Genomic DNA, 20,865 nt, shown 5'->3' on the forward strand with positions numbered 1-20,865 from the left:
CAGATGTGCTCGGCTACTTTCTTTTTTTTTTTTTTCAAAGAAGAAGCCGGCTTACGATTTCCCTTTTTGCGTCTCGTGGGCTCGGAGTTGTTTAAAAGAGACGGCCCAGGAAGATTCCGTCGAAGGCCAGGACACCCAGCCCTAACCCTCCTGTCATGCCGGGCGGTTGGTGTGGGGGGGCGGCGGCCGCCGCTCCCGCCTCGCCGGCATTGCGAGGATGGGCTCCCATCTTCCAGGCCCGCTGTACGCGGGCGTCCCATCGAATCACATCGCTGCCCCGCCAAGCCGGGGCATGTCTTAGCAAATTTGGAGCAAACATGGCTGAAATTACCGCTGCCCTGGTCAAGGAACTGCGCGAAAAGACCGACGCCCCGATGATGGAGTGCAAGAAGGCTCTGACGGAAGCCGAGGGTGACCTGGCCCGCGCCGAGGAAATCCTGCGCGTCAAGCTGGGCAACAAGGCCAGCAAGGCTGCCGCCCGCGTCACCGCCGAAGGCCTGATCGGCCTGTTCATCTCCGCCGACGCCAAGAAGGGCGCCGTCATCGAAGTCAACTGCGAAACCGACTTCGTCGCCAAGAACGACGACTTCGTCGCCTTCGTGAACAAGCTGGCCGAACTGGTCGCCACGCAGAACCCGGCCGACGTGGCCGCTCTGTCGGCGCTGCCTTACGGCGACGGCACGGTCGAAACGACCCGCACCACCCTGATCGGCAAGATCGGCGAAAACATGGCGATCCGCCGCTTCGAGCGCATCGAGACCCCCAACGCCCTGGCCAGCTACGTGCATGGCGGCCGCATCGGCGTGCTGGTCGAGTACAGCGGCGCGGAAGAAGTCGGCAAGGATCTGGCCATGCACATCGCGGCCACCAAGCCCAAGGCCCTGAACGCCGACGGCGTGAATGCCGCCGACATCGCCGCCGAGCGCTCGGTCGCCGAGCAGAAGGCCGCCGAATCGGGCAAGCCTGCTGAAATCGTCGCCAAGATGGTCGAAGGCTCGGTGCAGAAGTTCCTGAAGGAAGTGACGCTGCTGTCGCAGCCCTTCGTCAAGGATGACAAGAACACCGTCGAACAGATGCTGAAGGCCAAGGGCGCTTCCATCACCAAGTTCGTGCTGTTCGTCGTCGGCGAAGGTATCGAGAAGAAGACCAGCGATTTCGCCGCCGAGGTTGCCGCAGCCGCCGCCGGCCGCGCCTGATCGCAGGGTAGTGCTTGAAGGCCGGCGCTAGATTACAGTCTAGTCCGGCCTTTTTCTCGCCAGGCCCTTCTGTGACGTAACGTTTCCCCTGCGGGGGAGGCGCGGCGCCAGGGCAGGGCTATCATTTCTTGTCTTACACTTTCGTCGGATTGTTCTACGGGATATCACCTATGAGCAGCAGATCATACAAACGGGTTCTTCTCAAGCTTTCCGGCGAGGCGCTGATGGGCGAAGATGCTTTCGGCATCAATCGCTCCACCATCGTCCGCATGACCGATGAGATCGCCGAAGTCGCCGCCACGGGCGTCGAGCTGGCCATCGTCATCGGCGGTGGCAACATCTTCCGCGGCGTCGCGCCGGGTGCGCAGGGCATGGACCGCGCCACCGCCGACTACATGGGCATGATGGCCACCATCATGAACGCGCTTGCCCTGCAGGACGCGCTCAAGCACAAGGGTATCGACACCCGCGTACAATCGGCCCTGAACATCGACCAGGTGGTCGAGCCGTACATCCGCCCCAAGGCCTTGCGCTACCTCGAAGAAGGCAAGGTCGTCATCTTCGCCGCGGGCACCGGCAATCCCTTCTTCACGACCGATACCGCGGCCGCCCTGCGCGGCGCCGAGATCGGCGCGGAGATCGTGCTGAAGGCCACCAAGGTCGACGGCATCTACAGCGCGGATCCCAACAAGGATCCGACCGCCACGCGCTATGCCCGCATCAGCTTCGACGAGGCGATCGTGCGTCGCCTGGAAGTCATGGACGCCACCGCTTTCGCGCTGTGCCGTGACCAGAAGCTGCCGATCAAGGTGTTTTCGATCAACAAGTCCGGCGCGCTCAAGCGCGTGGTCAGCGGGGACGACGAAGGCACCCTGGTACACGTTTAAAGAAAAGGAAAAACCATGAGCGTCGCAGAAATCCGCAAATCCGCCGAAGCCAGGATGGTCAAGTCGCTTGATACGCTCAAGACCAACCTGTCCAAGATCCGCACGGGCCGCGCCCACGCCGGCATCCTGGATCATGTGCAGGTCGAGTACTACGGTTCGCCGGTGCCGATCAGCCAGGTGGCCAACCTGAACCTGGTGGACGCCCGCACCATCAGCGTGCAGCCCTACGAGAAGAGCATGGCCGCCCCGATCGAGAAGGCCATCCGCGAGTCGGACCTGGGCCTGAACCCCATGTCCATGGGCGACACGATCCGCGTGCCGATGCCGGCGCTGACCGAAGAGCGCCGCCGCGACCTGACCAAGGTCGTGCGCAGCGAGGGCGAGGACGCCAAGGTCGCCGTGCGCAACCTGCGCCGCGAGGCCAACGACGCGCTCAAGAAGCTGGTCAAGGACAAGGAAATCTCCGAGGACGACGAGCGTCGCGCCCAGGACGATGTCCAGAAGCTGACCGACCGCAATGTGAGCGACATCGACAAGATGGTCACGCAGAAAGAAGCGGAAATCATGACCGTATAATTCCGGCGCATGGCGGGACACGGGTTCGCGCCCGTGTCCCGGCGCCGGTTTTTGCTTTTTGCGCCGTCCCGTCCGCCGTTTCGCGCCAAGCTTGGCGGCGATGGAATCACGGCGCGGATTTTCCCGTATTACGTTTTTCGCCGGTCATACGCGCGCGGCACCAGACTCCATGGCAACCAGTTCCACCCAGGCGGTTCCCGAGACCCGCGATACCCCGCAGCACGTCGCCATCATCATGGATGGCAACGGCAGGTGGGCGACGCGGCGTCTGCTGCCCCGCACGGCAGGGCATGCCAAGGGCGTGCAGGCCGTCAGGCGCGTGGTCGAGGCCTGCGGGCGCGCCGGCGTGCGCTACCTGACGCTGTTCGCGTTCAGCTCCGAGAACTGGCGGCGTCCCGCCGAAGAGGTCTCCCTGCTGATGCGGCTGTTCGTCCAGGCGCTGGAGCGCGAAGTCGGCAAGCTGGAAGAGCAGGGCGTGCGGTTGCACGTGATCGGCGATCTCTCGGCCTTCGAGCCTCGGCTGCAGGAACTCATTTTCGCGGCGCAGCAACGCACCGCCCACAACGACCGCCTGCACCTCACCGTTGCCGCCAATTACGGCGGCCGCTGGGACATCCTGCAGGCCACGCGCGCCATGCTGGCGGCCGAGCCCGATCTGGCCGCGCACCCAGAACGGATCGATGAGGCGCATCTGTCGCGCCACCTGTCGATGTCCTGGGCGCCCGAGCCGGACCTGTTCATCCGCACAGGCGGAGAACAACGCATTTCCAATTTCCTGATCTGGCAGATGGCCTACGCGGAGTTCTACTTCACGGATCGCTACTGGCCGGATTTCGGCGCCGTCGAATTGCAGGCGGCGTTCGACTGGTACCGGACCCGCGAGCGTCGCTTCGGCCGCACCAGCGCCCAAGTCAACGGCGACGACCCGAAATAGGCCGCCAAGCGCGCGTCTTTCCGGGCAGCACAAGAGGAGACCGTCACATGTTGGGCCAGCGTATCGTTACCGCCGTCGTCCTGTTGGCCATCCTGGCCGCCGCCATGATGAGCGCCAATCCCTGGTGGTTCGTCGCCCTGCTCGCGCTGGCCGCGGCCTGCGCTAACTGGGAATGGCTGCGACTGACCTTGCCGCAGCCTCCATCCCCACTGATCTGCGCCGGCGTGCCGGTTTTGCTGTTCGCCGCCATGCTGGCTCTGAGTTCGGCGTGGCTGGGCGGCGTCCGTTCGGGCTGGGCCGATCCCCGCTGGATCCTGGGCTACGCGGCGCCCGCCGTCGCCGCCGTCTGGCTGTTCGGTGGCGTGACCGCCGTGGTTCGCGGTCAGTCCAGCGCGCCGCCTGCCAGCCTGGGCTGGTCGCTGTTCTCGGTGCCCGCCGCCTTTGTCGCCTGGGCCGTGCTGGCGCAGATGTACATCGCGCGCGGCGCGGTGTTCGTGGTGTCGCTGCTGGCGCTGGTCTGGGTGGCCGACATCGCCGCCTATTTTGCCGGCCGCGCGTTCGGCAAGCGTAAACTGGCGCCGCGGGTGAGCCCCGGCAAGACGATCGCCGGCGCGGTCGCCGGCGTGCTGGGCGCGGTCGTGTGGATCGGCCTGTCCAGCCTCTGGGACGGCACTTATGGCCACGCGCTGGTGGCGCGCTGGAGCTTCTGGCTGGCGCTGCCGCTGGCGGCCGTGCTGGGCGTGCTGTCCATCATCGGCGACCTGTTCGAATCGTTGCTCAAGCGGCGCGCGGGCCGCAAGGATTCCAGCGCGCTGCTGCCCGGCCATGGCGGCGTCTACGACCGTATCGACGCCATCCTGCCGGTCGCGCCGTTCGCGCTAATTTTGTCTGGAGTGTTGTCTTGACGGTTTTCCAACGCGTCGTCGTGCTCGGGTCCACCGGCTCGATCGGCGAAAGCACGCTCGATGTGATCGCCCGCCATCCCGAACGGCTGGCGGTCTATGCGCTGTCGGCGTACACGCGCATGCAGAAGCTCGCCGAGCAGGCGCTGGCCAGCCGCGCGGAAGTGGTGGTGGTGCCCGACGACGCGGCGCGCCGGCAATTCCTGGCCGCCTGGCCCGCCGGTCCCGCCTTGCCGGAGATCCGGGTGGGCGCCCAGGCGCTGGCGGATACGGCCGCCGATGCGCGCTGCGACGCGGTCATGGCCGCCATCGTCGGCGCTGCCGGCCTGCCGGCGGCGCTGGCCGCGGCCCGGGCGGGCAAGCGCGTGCTGCTGGCCAACAAGGAAGCCCTGGTGGCGGCCGGTTCGCTGTTCATGCAGGCCATCCGTGACAGCGGCGCCGAATTGCTGCCCATCGACAGCGAGCACAATGCCATTTTCCAATGCCTGCCGCATGGCGGCCGGGCACAGGCGCCGGACGCGCCCGCGCCCGGCGTACGCCGCCTGCTGCTGACCGCTTCGGGCGGCCCGTTCCGCGGGCGCGACCTGGACGACCTGCACGACGTGACGCCGGCGCAGGCCTGCGCCCATCCGAACTGGAGCATGGGCCGCAAGATTTCCGTCGATTCGGCCACCATGCTGAACAAGGGCCTGGAAGTGATCGAGGCTCACTGGCTGTTCGCCATGCCCGCCGACCGCATCGAGGTGGTGGTCCACCCGCAGAGCGTGGTGCATTCGATGGTTGAGTACCACGATGGCTCTATCCTGGCCCAGCTGGGCCAGCCCGACATGCGCACGCCGATCGCCTATGGCCTGGGCTTTCCCGAGCGCATCGACAGCGGCGTCGGCCCGCTGGATCTGATGCGCCTGGGTCGGCTGGATTTCGAGCAGCCCGACCTGGCACGCTTTCCCTGCCTGGCGCTGGCATTTGCCGCGTTGCGGGCGGGGCAGGGCGCCTGCGTGGCGCTGAACGCCGCCAACGAGGTGGCGGTGGAGGCCTTCCTGAGCGGCCGGCTGGCCTATACCTGGATCCCCCGCGTCATCGAGGCGGCGCTGGAGTGGCAGGCGCGGCAGGCTTCTGTTACGCTCAGCAGTCTCGAGGACGTGCTGGCGCTGGATGCGGCGGCGCGCCGTTACGCGGGCAACCTGGGGCTGGCCTGAGGCGCCCCGCGCCTGCCTTGCCCAGGTGCAATCGCCTGCCTATCGATCCTGGATTCTAGATCCCGATGCTTTTCACCCTGCTCGCCTTTGCGGTTGCGCTAGGCTCCCTGATCATTTTCCACGAGCTGGGCCACTATTGGGTCGCGCGCCTGTGCGGTGTGAAAGTCCTGCGGTTTTCCGTGGGCTTTGGCAAGGTGGTGCTGCGCCGCACTGACCGGCACGGCACGGAATGGGCCGTCTCGGCCCTGCCGCTGGGCGGTTACGTCAAAATGCAGGACGATCCTCCGCCGGGCGCGAGTCCGTCCGAGATTGCTTCCGCCTTCAATACCCAACCGGTCGGCAAGCGCATCGCCATCGTCGCGGCCGGGCCGATATTCAACCTGATCCTGGCCGTGCTGCTGTACGCCGCCCTGAACCTTGCCGGCACGCAGGAGCCCGCCCCGATCCTGGCCAAGCCGGCCGTGGATACGCCGGCGGCCCGCGCCGGGCTGCTGGAAGGCGACCGCATCCTGTCCATCGGCGGCGAGGAAGTCGTTTCCTGGGCTGACGCGCGCTGGCGGCTGATGGACGTGATGTCCGGCGGCGGGCGCGCCCTGGTCGAGGTCAGCACTCCGTCTGGCGCGGTGCACCAGCGCGAACTGATATTGCCCGCCAATGCCATGGATCCCGCCGGCGGCGACCCGCTGGCGACCGCCGGCTTGCGGCTGGCCCAGCCGCGTCCCGCCGTCCGCAGCGTCATCGCGGGTGGACAGGGCGAAGCGGCCGGCCTGAAGGACGGCGACCTGATCGTGGCCGTCGAGGGCCAGCCGGCCCCGGATACCGCCGCGCTGGTGCGCCGCATCCAGGAAAGCGCCGGCCAGCCGCTGGCCCTGACGCTCAAGCGCGGGCCTGACACGGTCACGCTGAATGTGACGCCCCGCGCCGAAACCGTGGAAGGCCGCCAGATCGGCCGGCTTGGCGTGCAACTGGGCGGCGACGTGCCGATGGTGACGGTTCACTATGGCGTGTTCGAAAGCCTGTGGCGCGGCGCGGTCCGCACCTGGGACACCGCCTGGTTCTCGCTGCGCATGATGGGGCGCATGGTCATGGGCGAGGTGTCCTGGCGCAATGTCAGCGGCCCGGTCACGATCGCCGACTACGCCGGCCAGACCGCCCGGATTGGCATTGTTGCTTATATCGCCTATATCGCGTTGATCAGTATCAGCCTTGGCGTACTAAATTTGCTGCCCATTCCTATGCTGGACGGCGGCCATCTGCTGTACTATCTCGTCGAAATCGTGCGGGGCAGCCCGCCGCCCGCCCGCTGGATCGATATCGGACAGCGCGCCGGCATAGGAATATTGGCAGGGCTCATGGGCCTTGCGCTGTTTAATGATTTCTCGCGCCTGTTCACCTAGGCGTCAATAGCATATAAAATCCCCCGCCATTTGCACGACCGAGGATACTCAAGGATGTCTTTTCGCCGGATGTTTCAACACAAGAAGGGTGTATTGCCGAGTCTTGTCGCCGCGCTGCTGGTTCCGGCCATGGCTCACGCCTTCGACCCTTTCGTCGTGCGGGATATCCGCGTAGAAGGGATTCAGCGAACCGACGCCGGCACCGTATTCGGTTATCTCCCCGTGAAAGTGGGCGAGAAATTCACCGACGAAGAAGCCACCGAGGCGATCCGCCGCCTGTACGGCACGGGATTTTTCTCCGATGTGCAGATCCAGACCGACAATAATGTCGTCGTCGTGGTCGTGCAGGAACGCCCCACCATCGCATCCGTGAATTTCAACGGCATGCGCGAATTCGATTCCAAGGCCATCATCAAGTCGCTGGGCCAGGTCGGTTTCGCCGAAGGCCGCATTTTCGACCGCTCCATGCTTGAGCGCGCGGAATACGAACTCAAGCAGCAATACCTGTCCAAGGGCAAGTACGGCGTCGAAGTGACCTCCACCGTGACGCCGCTGCCGCGCAATCGCGTGGGCGTGAGCTTCGACGTGTTCGAAGGCTCGGTCGCGCGCATCCAGGAAATCCGCTTCGTCGGCAACAAGGCTTTCTCGGAAAGCGACCTGCTCGACGAAATGAAGCTGACCACGCCGGGCTGGCTGACCTGGTATACCGATACCGACAAGTATTCGCGCGAAAAGCTCGAGGGCGACCTGGAACGCCTGCGTTCGTTCTATCTGGACCGTGGCTACCTGGAGTTCTCCGTCGAGCCGCCGCAGGTCACGATCTCGCCCGACCGCAAGGACATCCGCATCACCGTCACCGTCCACGAAGGCGAGCCCTACAAGGTGCGCAGCGTCAAGCTGGCCGGCAACCTGCTCGGCCTGGACAGCCAGATCAATGGCCTGGTGCAGCTCAAGCCGACCGAGACCTTCTCGGCCGCCAAGGCCAACGATTCGGCCAAGGCCATCACCGACTACCTGGGCGAGCTGGGCTACGCCTTCGCCAACGTCAACCCGAATCCGCAGCTCGACCGCGACAAGCGCGAAGCCGACGTGACCTTCTACGTCGACCCGAGCCGCCGCGTGTACGTGCGCCGCATCCAGATCGGCGGCAATACCCGCACGCGCGACGAGGTCGTGCGCCGCGAAATGCGCCAGCAGGAAGCGGCCTGGTACGACGCCAAGGACATCAAGACCTCGCGCGACCGCGTCGACCGCCTGGGCTACTTCAGCGAAGTCAACGTCAAGACCGACCCCGTGCCGGGCTCGCCCGACCAGGTCGACGTCAACGTCGACCTGAAGGAAAAGCCCACCGGCATGATTAACCTGGGCGTGGGCTACGGCTCGTCCGAAAAGGCCATCCTGTCGGCCGGCATCAGCGAAGACAACGTCTTTGGCAGCGGCACCAACCTGACCCTGCAGCTGAATACCAGCAAGAGCAACCGCGCGGTGGTGCTGTCGCACACCGACCCGTACTGGACCAAGGACGGCATCAGCCGCACGACGTCGGCCTACTACCGCGTGACCGAGCCCTGGAACAACAACGACGGCGACTATCGCGTCAAGGCCATGGGCCTGGGCATGAACTTCGGCGTGCCGATCTCGGAGTACGACCGGATCTTCCTGGGCGCGAACGTCGAACGCAACCAGATTGACCTATATAAGAACTCGCCACGGGCTTACAAGAGTTTCGTGACTCAGTATGGCGATTCGACCAACTCGGTGATCTTCAGCGCCGGCTGGTCCAAGGACACGCGTGACAGCGCGCTGGCTCCGACCAAGGGCGGTTATACCCGCCTGAAGAGCGACTTCTCGACCGTGGATCTGAAGTACTACATGCTGACGGCCCAGCAGCAGTATTTCGTGCCGCTCGGCGGCGCTTACACGCTGGCCCTGAACGGCATGATGGATTGGGGGCAGAGCTACGGCGGCAAGGATTACCCGATCATCAAGACCGTCTATGCGGGCGGCATTGGCACCGTACGCGGCTACGAAGGTTCTTCGCTGGGCCCGCGCGACCCTGATACGGGCGACTACCTGGGCGGCACGCGCCGTATCGTGGCGAACGCTCAGCTGTATCTGCCGTTCCCCGGCGCCTCGAAGGACCGTACGCTGCGCTGGTTCCTGTTCACCGACGCAGGTCAGGTCGGAGCCGGAAGCGGTCTGTCTTGCTCGACGGGCAAGTCGAGCAGCCCGGTGGAAGATCCTTGCGGTTGGCGTTTCTCGGCGGGTATCGGCCTGTCGTGGCAATCGCCGATGGGTCCGTTGCAGCTGTCGTATGCCCGACCGCTCAACGCCAAGTCGGGCGACGACAAGCAGGCATTCCAGTTCCAGATCGGAACCGGTTTCTAAGCTGTCCGGTTACGCTTGAAAACAAGGGGCGGGCCGGGTGGCCCGGCTCCCTTATCGTTTAGTGGCACAATACACACTTTGGCTTTGCCTTACTGGAAGGTGAGATTTTCATGATGTCTGATTTCGCACTTAAATCGTCGGATTCGCTGGGCGCCAAGCGCCGCGGCAAGCTGGGCGCCACCATGGCCCTGGCAGGTGCGCTCATTCTCGGTTCGGTCGCAGCGGTTCCCGCCCAGGCCCAAGGCACCAAGATCGGTTTCGTCAACACCGAGCGGATCCTGCGTGAATCGACCCCCGCCAAGGCCGCGCAAAGCAAGATCGAATCCGAATTCAAGAAGCGCGACGACGAACTGCAGCGCCTGAACACCAGCCTGCGTACGCAAGCCGAGAAGTTCGACAAGGACGCTCCGGTGCTGTCGGAATCCGACCGCGTCAAGCGCCAGCGCGAACTGTCCAACCTGGATACCGACCTGCAGCGCAAGCGCCGCGAGTTCCAGGAAGACTTCAACCGCCGCCGCAACGAAGAGTTTTCCTCGATTGTGACCAAGGCCAATGACGCCATCAAGCGCATCGCCGAACAGGAAAACTACGACCTGATCATCCAGGACGCCGTCACGGTCAACCCGCGCATCGACATCACCGACAAGGTGATTCAGAGCCTGGGCAAGTAAGCTCGGTCGTCAGCATGCCGGTATTGCTGGATATTGCTCGCGCGCCCACGCTTGAAGCGCTGCTGAGCGCCGCCAAGACCCAGGGCATGGACTGGCGGATCAGCGCGGCCCCCGACGCGGGTTCGCTCAAGATCCAGGGCGTGGGGACCTTGTCCTCGGCGGGCGGCCAGGAAATCAGTTTCCTGGCGAACCCGCGCTACCAGAGCCAGTTGGGCGCCACCAAGGCGGCGGCGGTCATCGTCTCCCCCGACGTGGCCCAGGCCCTGGAAAGCGGCGAGCAAGGCCGTCCGCCCTTTGCGCTGGTCGTCTGCAAGCATCCCTATCTGCTTTATGCCCGCGTGGCCCAGTGGTTCGACGCGGCGCGTCGTCCGGCGCTGCCGGGCGGCACGCATCCTTCCGCGGTGGTGGCGGCTGACGCCGTCATCGAAGAAGGCGCCCGCATCGGCCCGCTCTGCGTTGTGGAGTCGGGCGCGCGTATCGGGCGCGGCGCCGTGCTGGGCCCGGGCTGCGTGATCGGCGCCGGTTCCTCCGTGGGGCCGGACAGCCTGCTGCACGCGCACGTGACGCTGTACGAAGGCGTCAAGGTCGGCGCCCGCGCCATCCTTCACAGCGGTGTCGTGCTGGGCGCGGATGGTTTCGGGTTCGCGCCGGATCCGTCACTGGGACAGGGCGCCTGGGGCAAGATCCCCCAGCTGGGCGGCGTGGCTATCGGCGACGACGTCGAGATCGGCGCCAACACCACGATCGATCGCGGCGCGCTCGAAGACACCTTCGTGGCCGACGGCGTCAAGCTGGACAACCAGATCATGGTGGGCCACAACTGCCGCATCGGCGCGCATACGGCGATGGCCGCGTGCGTGGGGGTGGCCGGTTCGACCACCATCGGCGAGCGCTGCACCATCGGTGGCGCCGCGATGCTGTCGGGACACCTGACGCTGGGCGACGACGTGCATATCTCGGGCGGCACCGCGGTGACGTCCAATATCCTGAAGCCGGGCCGGTATACAGGGGTCTTCCCGTACGCCGAGCACGGCGAATGGCAGCGCAACGCCGCCGTGATACAACAGTTGGCGCAGTTGCGCCGCCGCGTGCGCACGCTCGAAAAAGAGTAAGGCGCGGGTTCGCCGCCCGGCGCACGCCGCAAGATCATTTCATTTCGCAGGAATTCACAGAAAAATGGAACTCGACATCAAGGGGATCATGGAGCGTCTGCCGCATCGTTACCCGATGCTGCTGATCGATCGCGTCGTGGAGATGGTGCCCGGCAAGTCCATCGTCGCCATCAAGAACGTCTCCATCAACGAGCCGTTTTTCACGGGGCACTTTCCGCATCACCCTGTGATGCCCGGCGTCCTGATCGTTGAAGCCATGGCCCAGGCGGCCGCGCTGTTCTCGTTCACGGATGCCGACGGCGGCCTGAAGTGCGACGGCAAGACGGCCTACTACCTGGTCGGCATCGATGATGCGCGCTTCCGCCGCCCTGTCGTGCCGGGCGACCAGTTGCGCCTGGAAGTCGAGGCGCTGCGCCTGAGCCGCAGCATCTGTAAGTATCAGGCGCGCGCGACGGTGGACGGGCAGGAAGCGGCCTCGGCCACGCTCATGTGCGCCATCCGCAGCCTGGAAGAGTAAATGGCCGCAAACATCCATCCGAGCGCCGTCGTCGATCCGGCGGCGCAGATCGATCCCACTGTCACCATCGGGCCGTTCTGCGTGATCGGGCCGGATGTGATCATCGGCGCGGGCACCGAAGTGGGCCCGTATTGCATGATCGACGGCGTGACGACCATCGGGCGCGACAACCGGTTCTACCGGTACTGCTCGATCGGCGGCATGCCGCAGGACAAGAAGTACGCCGGCGAACCCACCCGCCTGACGATCGGCGACCGCAATACGGTCCGCGAATTCGTCACGCTCAACACGGGCACGGTGCAGGACGGCGGCGTCACCACGCTGGGCAATGACAACTGGATCATGGCCTATGTGCATGTGGCGCACGACTGCCATGTCGGCAACAACGTCATCCTGGCCAATTCGGTCCAGCTCGGCGGCCATGTCCACGTGGGCGATTGGGCCATCGTCGGCGGCCTGACCGGCGTGCATCAGTTCTCGCGCATCGGCGAGCATTCCATGACCGGCGGCAACAGCTCGCTGATGCAGGATGCGCCGCCCTTCGTGCTGGCCGCGGGCAATCCTTGCCGGCCGGTCGGCGTCAACGTCGAGGGCCTGCGCCGCCGCGGTTTCTCGGCCGAGGCGATTTCCGCGCTGCGCGAGGCCTACAAGATCGTCTACCGCCGCGGCTTGTCGCTGGACGCGGCGCGCGCCGAATTGCAGGCGCGCCAGCAGTCCGAGCCCGGCGTGGCCGAGCCGCTGCAGGTCTTCCTGGATTTCCTGGACGTCGCCTCGCGCGGCATCATCCGTCCATGACCCCCGTCCGGCCGCCACAGCCGCGTCGGGCTTCCCGGCGCGCAGCGCAGCCGGGCTCTTGGGGGAACGCACAATGAGCAAGCGCATCGGCATGGTGGCAGGCGAGCCCTCGGGCGACCTGCTGGCCGGCCGCATCATCGCCGGCCTGCAGGCTGGCGACGCTTCGGTGCGTTGCGAAGGCATAGGCGGGCCGCAGATGCAGGCCCGCGACTTCAACACCTGGCACCCCATGCATGCGCTGACCGTGTTCGGCTACGTCGACGCGCTCAAGCGCCTGCCCAGCCTGCTGTCCACCTATCGCGACGTCAAGCGGCGCTGGCTGACCGAGCCGCCGGCCGTGTTCGTCGGCATCGACGCACCCGATTTCAACCTGCGCCTGGAGCACCAGCTGCGCCAGGCCGGCACGCCCACGGTGCACTTCGTCGGTCCGTCGATCTGGGCGTGGCGCTACGAGCGCATCCACAAGATCCGTGAGTCGGTATCGCACATGCTGGTGCTGTTCCCGTTCGAGGAAGAGATCTACCGCAAGGAAGGCATACCGGTCACCTACGTCGGCCATCCGCTGGCCGGCGCGGTGCCGATGCAGCCCGACCGCGCGGCGGCGCGCGCGCGGCTGGGCATCGACCAGAACGCCCGCGTGCTGGCCATCCTGCCGGGCAGCCGCTCGTCGGAAATCCGCCTGCTGGCGCCGCGCTTCCTGCAGGCCGCGCAGATCCTGCAAAAGCGCGATCCGGCGCTGCAGTGCATCGTGCCCATGGTGAACGAGCAGCGGCGCGCCGAGTTCCAGTCTTTCCTCGAGCAGTATCCGGTGCCAGGCCTGCGCTGCGTGACGGCGCAGGACCTGCACGGCGAAGGCGGCGAACGGCAGGCGCCGGTCGCCTGGTCGGTCATGGAGGCCAGCACCGCGGTGCTGGTGGCCAGCGGCACGGCCACGCTGGAGACGGCGCTGTACAAGCGGCCCATGGTCATCTCCTATGTGCTGTCGCCCTGGATGCGCCGCATCATGGCCTGGAAATCCGGCCAGGAACGCCCCTATCTGCCCTGGGTCGGACTGCCCAACGTGCTGCTGCGCGACTTCGCGGTGCCGGAGCTGCTGCAGGACGATGCCACGCCGGAAAAACTGGCCGAAGCCACCTGGACGGCCCTGACCGATGAAGCCCTGGGCGCGCGCATCGAGGCGCGCTTCACGGCGCTGCACCAGGACCTGCTGCGCGACACGCCGGCGCTGGCCGCGCGCGCCATCCTCGAGGTCGCCGACGGTGCAGCCTGATCTTTTCGGGGCCACGCCCCAGCCCGAGCAGATCACCGCTGGCGTGGACGAGGCCGGCCGGGGCCCTCTGGCCGGCGCGGTCTATGCCGCCGCCGTGATTCTCGATCCGGCCCGTCCGATCGAAGGTCTGGCCGATTCCAAGGCGCTCAAGCCGGCGCGGCGCGAAGCGCTGGCGCTGGAAATCCGCGAGCGCGCGCTGGCCTGGTTCATCGCCAGCGCCAGCGTCGAGGAAATCGACAGCCTGAACATCCTGCGCGCCACCATGCTGGCGATGCAGCGCGCTGTGCAAGGCCTGTCCGTCGCGCCACAGCTGGCGCTGGTGGACGGCAACCAGGCGCCCAAGCTGGGCTGCACCGTGCAGACGGTGATCAAGGGCGACGCCCTGGTGCCGGCGATCTCGGCCGCGTCCATCCTCGCCAAGACCGCCCGCGACGCCGACCTGCTGCGCCTGCACGAACAGTATCCGCAATACGCCTTCGACCAGCATAAGGGCTACGGCACGGCGCTGCACCTGCGGCTGCTGCGCGAGCACGGCCCCTGCGCCGAGCACCGTCGCAGCTTCGCGCCCATCAAGGCCTTCGGCACCGACGCATGAAACACATCAGTTCCCGCGACAACCCGGCCGTCAAGGCGCTGGTCAAGCTGGCAGGGCTGGCGGGACGCCGTGGCGCGTCCGTGCTGCTGGACGGCGTGCATCTGTGCCGGGCCTGGCTGGACCATCACGGCCTGCCGGAACAGGCGGTGTTCGATGTCGAGCGCCTGGACCAGCCCGAACTCGCGGCCCTGGCCGCCGCGCTGCCGCCCGAGCGCTGCCTGGCGCTGGACGCGCGGCTGATGCAGTCGCTGGCCAGCGTGGAAAGCGGGCAGGGCGTGGCCTTCGTGGTCGCGCCGCCGGCGCCGGCCTTGCCGGACGTCGTGGACGAGAATTGCGTGCTGTTCGACCGCATCCAGGATCCGGGCAATGTCGGCACCTTGCTGCGCACCTGCGCGGCCGCTGGCATCAAGCGCGTGTTCCTGGCCACCGGCACGGCCGCCGCCTGGTCGCCCAAGGTGCTGCGCAGCGGCCAGGGCGCGCATTTCGCGCTGGCGATTCATGAACACGTGGACCTGGCGGCCCTGCTGCCGCGACTGTGCGCTCCGCTGGTGGCGACGGCGCTGGACGGCGCCAGCGACCTCTACCGCACCGCGCTGCCGGCGCGCTGCGCCTGGATCTTCGGACATGAAGGGCAGGGCGTGGACGCGGGCCTGCTCGCCGCCGCAGCTGTGAAGGTCCGCATCCCGCATGATGCGCAGGCGGTGGAATCGCTGAATGTCGGCGCCGCCGCCGCGATCTGTCTGTTCGAACAACGTCGTCAACATAGGGGAGCGGGCTCATGACGATGCCGCGCATGTCATTCCTGTCATCCGGTCGCGCCTGGCGCGGCCTGGCCGGCGCCGCGGCGCTGGTTGTCCTGGGCGCGTGCGCGTCCGGCCCCGAGAAGGCGATGCTGGTGCCGGTGGTGTCGGCGGATGCCGCCAACACCCAGGTGCTGTCGCGCGCCGTGACCGGCAAGCTGTCCGACGGCCAGGCCTTCAGGCTGGAAGATGCCTCGCAGTGGCGCAGGGTGGGGGCGCTGGTGCAGGGGGATGTCTATCGCCCGCTGGGCGCGCCGGTGGCGCTGGGCAAGGGCGCGCGCTCGGAAGCCTACCTGGTGGCGTCTTCCGGACGGCTGATCGGGTTCTATTTGCCGGCGGCTAGCGTGTTCCTGCCGCTGTCCGAGTCCCAGGTGCTGCCGTTCTCGCAGCGCCTGTAGGGCGCGATCCGCCTGGCGCTGCGGGCCTGGCGACCGCCTGAGCGAGCCGGCCCCGCCCGGCGGGGCCGGGCGTCCGGTGGCGTCGTAGCCGGCGTGGCGTTCAGGTCCGGTCCAGCCCTACTTCCTGCAGCACCGTGGTCGAGATTTCCTCGATGGACTTGGTGGTGGTCGACAGCCAGGAAATGCCCTCGCGCCGCATCATCCGCTCGGCCTCGGCGACTTCGTAACGGCATTGCTCCAGCTGCGCATAGCGGCTGTTCGGACGGCGCTCGTTGCGCACCTCCGCCAGGCGCTCGGGCTGGATCGACAGGCCGAACAGCTTGGCGCGGTGGGGGGCGATGGTGGAGGGCAGGGTGCCGCGCTCGAAATCGTCGGGCGTGAGCGGGAAATTGGCCGCCTTGATCGCATATTGCATGGCCAGGTACAGGCTGGTCGGCGTCTTGCCGCAGCGGGACACGCCCACCAGGATCACGTCGGCCTGATCCAGCTGGTTCACGAACTGGCCGTCGTCATGCGCCAGGCTGAAGTTGATGGCGTCGATCCGGTTGCGGTATTTCTCGGAATTGGCCGCCATGTGGGACCGGCCGATGGAATGGCTGGATTTCAGTCCCAGTGCCTGCTCGATATGGCTGACGAAGGTGCCGAACAGGTCCAGGAAAACGCCGTTCGCCTGGCGAACACGGGCCAGGATGTCCGGATTGACCAGCGTGCTGAAGACGATGGGCGGGACCCCCGCTTCCAGGGCGCTGCGGTCGATGCGCTGGGCCACCTCGGCGGCCTTTTCCAGGGTGTCGACGTAGGGCAGCCGCACGGGCTTGAATTGGACCTCCTCGAATTGTGACAGGACCGACTGGCTGAAGGTCTCGGCGGTGATGCCGGTGCTGTCAGAAACGATGTAGACGGTGCGTGCGATCGGGCTAGATGTCATGTGTAAAAAATTCCAACCGGGCGGATGGCCGGCAGTGCTCCGAAGAGTACAATCAGGCCCCTATATGAGTCACCCCAAGGGCGGTCCAAGGCCAGTTTGGTCAGTGCGTGACGGCAAGGCGAAAGCGCCTTCCATGCATTGACCAAACTCGCTTTCATTCCATTGTAAAAGGTGACTTCAATGTCGTACGTTGTTTTGTTCGAGCAGCTCCGCATGACGGACGTGGACTCGGTAGGAGGCAAGAACGCATCACTAGGCGAAATGATCAGTCAGCTGTCTGGCGCGGGAGTCCGCGTGCCGGGCGGCTTTGCCACGACCGCCGATGCCTTCCGCGACTTCCTCAAGGCCTCCGGCCTGGACAAGCGCATCGCCGAACGCCTGACCACGCTCAATCCTGAAGACGTGCGCGAGCTGGCCAACGCCGGCGGCGAGATCCGCCAGTGGATCGTCGACGCCCCGTTCTCGGCCGAATTCGAAAAGCAGATCCGCGAGGCCTTCGCCAAGCTCGACGCCGACGGCAAGGGCTCGTTCGCCGTGCGCTCGTCCGCCACCGCCGAAGACCTGCCCGACGCGTCCTTCGCCGGCCAGCAGGAAACCTTCCTGAACGTGGTCGGCATCGACGACGTGCTGGACAAGATCCGCCACGTGTTCGCCTCGCTCTACAACGACCGCGCCATCTCGTACCGCGTGCACAAGGGCTACGCCCATGCCGACGTGGCACTGTCGGCCGGCATCCAGCGCATGGTCCGCTCCGACAAGGGCAGCGCCGGCGTGATGTTCACCATCGACACCGAATCAGGCTTCCAGGACGTGGTCTTCATCACCTCGTCCTACGGCCTGGGCGAAACCGTGGTGCAGGGCGCCGTCAACCCCGACGAGTTCTACGTCTTCAAGCCCACGCTGGCCCAGGGTCATTTCCCCATCGTCGGCCGCCGCATCGGCTCCAAGCTGATCAAGATGGAATTCGATCCCGAGCGTCCGGGCGGCCGCGCCGTGCGCACCGTCGACGTGCCGGTGTCGGAACGCAACCGCTACTCGCTGACCGACGACGAGGTCAACGAGCTGGCCCGCTACGCCGTCATCATCGAAAAGCACTACGGCCGCCCGATGGACATCGAGTGGGGCCGCGACGGCATCGACGGCAAGATCTACATCCTGCAGGCCCGTCCCGAGACGGTGAAGTCGCAGCAGGGCGCCAATGACGTGCAGCAGCGCTACCGCCTGAAGGCCACCGGCCAGGTCCTGATCACCGGCCGCGCGATCGGCCAGAAGATCGGCGCCGGTCCGGTGCGCGTGGTCGGCGACATCTCCGACATGGACAAGGTGCAGCCCGGCGACGTGCTGGTGACCGACATGACCGACCCCAACTGGGAGCCGGTGATGAAGCGCGCCGCCGCCATCGTCACCAACCGCGGCGGTCGTACCTGCCACGCCGCCATCATCGCGCGCGAGCTGGGCATCCCGGCCGTGGTCGGTTGCGCCAACGCCACCGACGTGCTGAAGGAAGGCCAGGCGGTCACCGTGTCTTGCGCCGAGGGCGACGAAGGCCGCATCTATGACGGCCTGATCGAGACCGAAGTGGAAGAAGTGCGCCGCGGCGAAATGCCCCCGATCGACGTCAAGATCATGATGAACGTCGGCAACCCGCAGCTGGCCTTCGACTTTGCCCAGATCCCCAACGGCGGCGTCGGCCTGGCGCGCCTGGAATTCATCATCAACAACAACATCGGCATCCACCCCAAGGCGGTGCTGGACTACCCGAACGTGGATGGCGAGCTGAAGAAGGCGGTCGAATCGGCCGCTCGCGGCCACGCCAGCCCGCGCGCCTTCTTCGTCGAGAAGATGGCCGAGGGCGTGGCCACCATCGCGGCGGCCTTCTATCCGAAGCCCGTGATCGTGCGCATGTCGGACTTCAAGTCCAACGAGTACCGCAAGCTGGTCGGCGGCTCGCGCTACGAGCCCGAGGAAGAGAACCCCATGCTGGGCTTCCGCGGCGCGTCGCGCTATATCGCCGAGGACTTCGCCGAGTGCTTCCGCATGGAATGCGAAGCCCTCAAGAAGGTGCGCGATGAAATGGGCCTGACCAACGTCGAGATCATGGTGCCCTTCGTGCGCACCCTGGGCCAGGCGGACAAGGTGGTCAAGCTGCTGGCCGCGCGCGGCCTGGCGCGCGGCGAGAACGGCCTGCGCCTGGTGATGATGTGCGAGGTGCCGTCCAACGCCATCCTGGCCGATGAGTTCCTGCAGTACTTCGACGGCTTCTCCATCGGTTCGAACGACATGACCCAGCTGACACTGGGCCTGGACCGCGATTCGGGCATGGAGCTGCTGGCGGCGGACTTCGACGAGCGCGACGAGGCGGTGAAGTTCATGCTGCGCCGCGCGATCAAGGCTTGCCTGGACGCCGGCAAGTACGTCGGCATCTGCGGCCAGGGCCCCAGCGATCACCCGGACTTTGCCCAGTGGCTGAAGGACGAGGGCATCTTGTCCATGTCGCTGAACCCGGACACCGTGGTCGACACCTGGCAGCGCCTGGCCAAGAACTGATCTCGGCCGCGATTGCTTGAAAAACCCCCGCGCCCGCAAGGGCGCGGGTTTTTTTTTCATTGCACGCTGGACCCCGCGCCGGTTCGGCGCGCCGCGCGTGGCACGCCGAACACCAGCAAGCTGCCCAGCGCGAACAGCCAGACGCTGACGCCGCCATACAGCATCACCCAGCCGAAACCGTGGGCCAGCGCTTGCCTGGCCGTTTCGGCGGGAACGGTCCACGCGGCCGCGCCCTGTCCGATCGCCGGGGCCGTTCCCGTGGTCAGCTGTTCGGCCAGCGAGCGGAGCTGGGCGGCATCGATCGCCGGCGGGAGCTGCCTGCGCAGGAACGAGGCGATGCCTTCCACCAGGATGAAGCCCATCACGGCGATGTTCAGCGCCAGGCTGATGAAGCGCGCGCTGGTGTCGATGCCGGACGCCATGCCGGCGCACCCCGTTGGCACGGAGCCGGTGGTGGTGTTGGTCACGGGCGTATTGGTCACGCCCAGGCCGATGCTGGCGAGCAGGCAGCCGGGGAGCATCGTCAGCCAGCTGGCCTGCTGGACGCCGCTGCCCCAGGCCATCAGGAAGCACCCCGCGCCGATGGCGAACAGGCCGGCGGGAATCACGGCCTCCGCCCGGTAGCGCAGCGCCAGGCGTTCGCCGAGCGGCGGCAGCATCAGCGTCGGCAAGGTATAGGCCAACAACGACAGCCCGGTCGCCAGGCTGGCATAGCCCAGCCCGTGCTGGAAATACAAGGGCAGGTAGATCATGAGCGGCCAGAAGCTGAAGTTCATGCCCATCGACCCAAGCAGCGCGCCGGAGAAGCGGCGGATGCGGAATACCGAGAAATCGAACAGCGGATCGACGGCCCGCCGTTGCGCCGCGGCGAAGACGATGAAACCGCCCGCGGCGGCGAGCAAGCTGGCCAGCGAGGGCAGGCTGGCAAAGCCCGCCACCGGCCCTTGCGTGATGAACCAGGCCAGGCCGAACACCGCGACCGAGAGCGAGACGATACCCGCCCAGTCCAGCCGGCGGTGCTGCGGGTCGCGCGATTCGTCCACGCCCGCCGCCGCCAGGCCGAGGGCCGCCACCGCGATGGGAACGTGCACCAGGAACACCCACTGCCAGCTGGACAGCGCCACGATGCCGGCGCCGATGATCGGGCCCAGGCCCAGGCCGATGCCAAAGACCACGCCCCAGGCGCCGAAGGCCTTGGCGCGCGCGGCGCTATCGGCGAACTGGTGCGACAGCACCGCCAGCTGGCAGACCAGCATGGCACCGCCGGCCATGCCCTGAAGGAAGCGGCCCGCGATCAGCCAGGTGGAACTGCCTGCCAGGCCGCAGGCCAGGGAGGTGATGCCGAACAGCACCAGGCAGAGCAGGAATGCCCGCTTGCGCCCGTAGCGGTCGGCCAGCGCGCCCGCCGCCATCAGCACGGCGGCGCAGGCGATGGTGTAGGCGTTCATGATCCATTGCAGATCGCGAAAGCTGCTGCGCAGGACGGTTTCGAGGATGGGCAGGATCACCGGGACGCTGGAAATCTCCAGGCCGAACATCAGGCAGGCGAGGCAGGCGGCGGTGAGCGTGACCGTATTCTTGTGTACAGGGGTTAGGGACTTCATGGGTGTTTCCACAATGAGGCGGGTCTTGCCGGCGCGCCGGGTTGTGCGCACGGCAGGTCCGGACCCGGTCCGCGGATGCGCGGCGGACGGTTGGCGGGAATGCCATTGTGGAAAAAGACAAAAAATGATGGAAATGATTTAATTTTGTT

19 protein-coding genes are annotated in these 20,865 nt (G+C 66.4%); 17 read left to right on the forward strand and 2 right to left on the reverse strand.

The genetic code is table 11. The features are described from left to right. Window positions 1–317 precede the first annotated feature (317 nt). The 16 genes from tsf to AC6LJ9_RS13635 all read left to right on the forward strand — a co-directional run bounded on the left by tsf (window position 318) and on the right by AC6LJ9_RS13635 (window position 15,637). Window positions 318–1,196 carry a translation elongation factor Ts gene (gene tsf / locus AC6LJ9_RS13560; protein ID WP_212316500.1) on the forward strand — a complete coding sequence of 293 codons (879 nt, stop codon included), beginning with the start codon at window positions 318–320 and terminating at the stop codon, window positions 1,194–1,196. A 170-nt stretch (window positions 1,197–1,366) separates the two neighbouring features. Then, complete coding sequence (pyrH, locus tag AC6LJ9_RS13565) at window positions 1,367–2,083, forward strand: UMP kinase (RefSeq protein WP_103274069.1); 717 nt, start codon at window positions 1,367–1,369, stop codon at window positions 2,081–2,083. A 15-nt stretch (window positions 2,084–2,098) separates the two neighbouring features. Continuing rightward, window positions 2,099–2,659, forward strand: coding sequence for a ribosome recycling factor (frr, locus tag AC6LJ9_RS13570; protein ID WP_103274070.1), 561 nt, complete (start codon window positions 2,099–2,101; stop codon window positions 2,657–2,659). Window positions 2,660–2,828: 169 nt separating this feature from the next. Continuing rightward, a complete protein-coding gene (gene uppS / locus AC6LJ9_RS13575; RefSeq protein ID WP_498147954.1) occupies window positions 2,829–3,593 on the forward strand; it encodes a polyprenyl diphosphate synthase in 765 nt (254 codons plus the stop codon). A gap of 47 nt (window positions 3,594–3,640) precedes the next feature. Then, window positions 3,641–4,498: a phosphatidate cytidylyltransferase gene (locus AC6LJ9_RS13580; RefSeq protein ID WP_212316503.1), complete on the forward strand. Its 858-nt coding sequence runs from the start codon at window positions 3,641–3,643 to the stop codon at window positions 4,496–4,498. Then, complete coding sequence (locus AC6LJ9_RS13585) at window positions 4,495–5,694, forward strand: 1-deoxy-D-xylulose-5-phosphate reductoisomerase (protein WP_212316505.1); 1,200 nt, start codon at window positions 4,495–4,497, stop codon at window positions 5,692–5,694. Before AC6LJ9_RS13580 ends, AC6LJ9_RS13585 begins: the two co-directional genes overlap by 4 nt. A gap of 65 nt (window positions 5,695–5,759) precedes the next feature. Continuing rightward, window positions 5,760–7,091 carry an RIP metalloprotease RseP gene (rseP, locus tag AC6LJ9_RS13590; RefSeq protein WP_498147955.1) on the forward strand — a complete coding sequence of 444 codons (1,332 nt, stop codon included), beginning with the start codon at window positions 5,760–5,762 and terminating at the stop codon, window positions 7,089–7,091. Window positions 7,092–7,145: 54 nt separating this feature from the next. Continuing rightward, window positions 7,146–9,479 (forward strand): outer membrane protein assembly factor BamA, encoded by a 2,334-nt coding sequence (gene bamA / locus AC6LJ9_RS13595; RefSeq protein WP_498147956.1) that lies wholly within the window; start codon window positions 7,146–7,148, stop codon window positions 9,477–9,479. A gap of 110 nt (window positions 9,480–9,589) precedes the next feature. Continuing rightward, window positions 9,590–10,150, forward strand: coding sequence for an OmpH/Skp family outer membrane protein (locus AC6LJ9_RS13600; protein ID WP_212316512.1), 561 nt, complete (start codon window positions 9,590–9,592; stop codon window positions 10,148–10,150). Window positions 10,151–10,164: 14 nt separating this feature from the next. After that, a complete protein-coding gene (gene lpxD / locus AC6LJ9_RS13605; RefSeq protein WP_498147957.1) occupies window positions 10,165–11,262 on the forward strand; it encodes a UDP-3-O-(3-hydroxymyristoyl)glucosamine N-acyltransferase in 1,098 nt (365 codons plus the stop codon). 64 nt (window positions 11,263–11,326) lie between these two features. Next, window positions 11,327–11,779, forward strand: coding sequence for a 3-hydroxyacyl-ACP dehydratase FabZ (gene fabZ, locus AC6LJ9_RS13610; RefSeq protein WP_212316521.1), 453 nt, complete (start codon window positions 11,327–11,329; stop codon window positions 11,777–11,779). Beyond that, window positions 11,780–12,574: an acyl-ACP--UDP-N-acetylglucosamine O-acyltransferase gene (gene lpxA / locus AC6LJ9_RS13615; protein ID WP_498147958.1), complete on the forward strand. Its 795-nt coding sequence runs from the start codon at window positions 11,780–11,782 to the stop codon at window positions 12,572–12,574. It begins immediately after the preceding gene. A gap of 73 nt (window positions 12,575–12,647) precedes the next feature. Then, complete coding sequence (gene lpxB / locus AC6LJ9_RS13620) at window positions 12,648–13,844, forward strand: lipid-A-disaccharide synthase (RefSeq protein WP_498147959.1); 1,197 nt, start codon at window positions 12,648–12,650, stop codon at window positions 13,842–13,844. Continuing rightward, window positions 13,834–14,439: a ribonuclease HII gene (gene rnhB, locus AC6LJ9_RS13625; protein ID WP_498147960.1), complete on the forward strand. Its 606-nt coding sequence runs from the start codon at window positions 13,834–13,836 to the stop codon at window positions 14,437–14,439. The genes lpxB and rnhB overlap by 11 nt, the downstream gene beginning before the upstream one ends. After that, window positions 14,436–15,221: a TrmH family RNA methyltransferase gene (locus AC6LJ9_RS13630; protein WP_498147961.1), complete on the forward strand. Its 786-nt coding sequence runs from the start codon at window positions 14,436–14,438 to the stop codon at window positions 15,219–15,221. Before rnhB ends, AC6LJ9_RS13630 begins: the two co-directional genes overlap by 4 nt. 11 nt (window positions 15,222–15,232) lie before the next feature. Continuing rightward, entirely contained in the window at window positions 15,233–15,637 is a 405-nt protein-coding gene (locus AC6LJ9_RS13635) for a hypothetical protein (RefSeq protein ID WP_498147962.1), read from the forward strand. Window positions 15,638–15,737: 100 nt separating this feature from the next. On the opposite strand, the gene ppsR is transcribed toward AC6LJ9_RS13635, so the two are convergent. Then, the gene (gene ppsR / locus AC6LJ9_RS13640) at window positions 15,738–16,565 is read right to left on the reverse strand and encodes a posphoenolpyruvate synthetase regulatory kinase/phosphorylase PpsR (RefSeq protein WP_103274084.1); all 828 of its coding nucleotides are present in this window, start codon (window positions 16,563–16,565) and stop codon (window positions 15,738–15,740) included. 180 nt (window positions 16,566–16,745) lie between these two features. On the opposite strand from ppsR, the gene ppsA reads away from it, so the two are divergent. Further along, window positions 16,746–19,112: a phosphoenolpyruvate synthase gene (gene ppsA / locus AC6LJ9_RS13645; protein ID WP_498147963.1), complete on the forward strand. Its 2,367-nt coding sequence runs from the start codon at window positions 16,746–16,748 to the stop codon at window positions 19,110–19,112. 56 nt (window positions 19,113–19,168) lie between these two features. On the opposite strand, the gene AC6LJ9_RS13650 is transcribed toward ppsA, so the two are convergent. Next, complete coding sequence (locus AC6LJ9_RS13650) at window positions 19,169–20,716, reverse strand: MFS transporter (RefSeq protein WP_498147964.1); 1,548 nt, start codon at window positions 20,714–20,716, stop codon at window positions 19,169–19,171. Between the last annotated feature and the right edge of the window lie 149 nt (window positions 20,717–20,865).

Source organism: Achromobacter sp. 1011811831, from assembly GCF_059760905.1.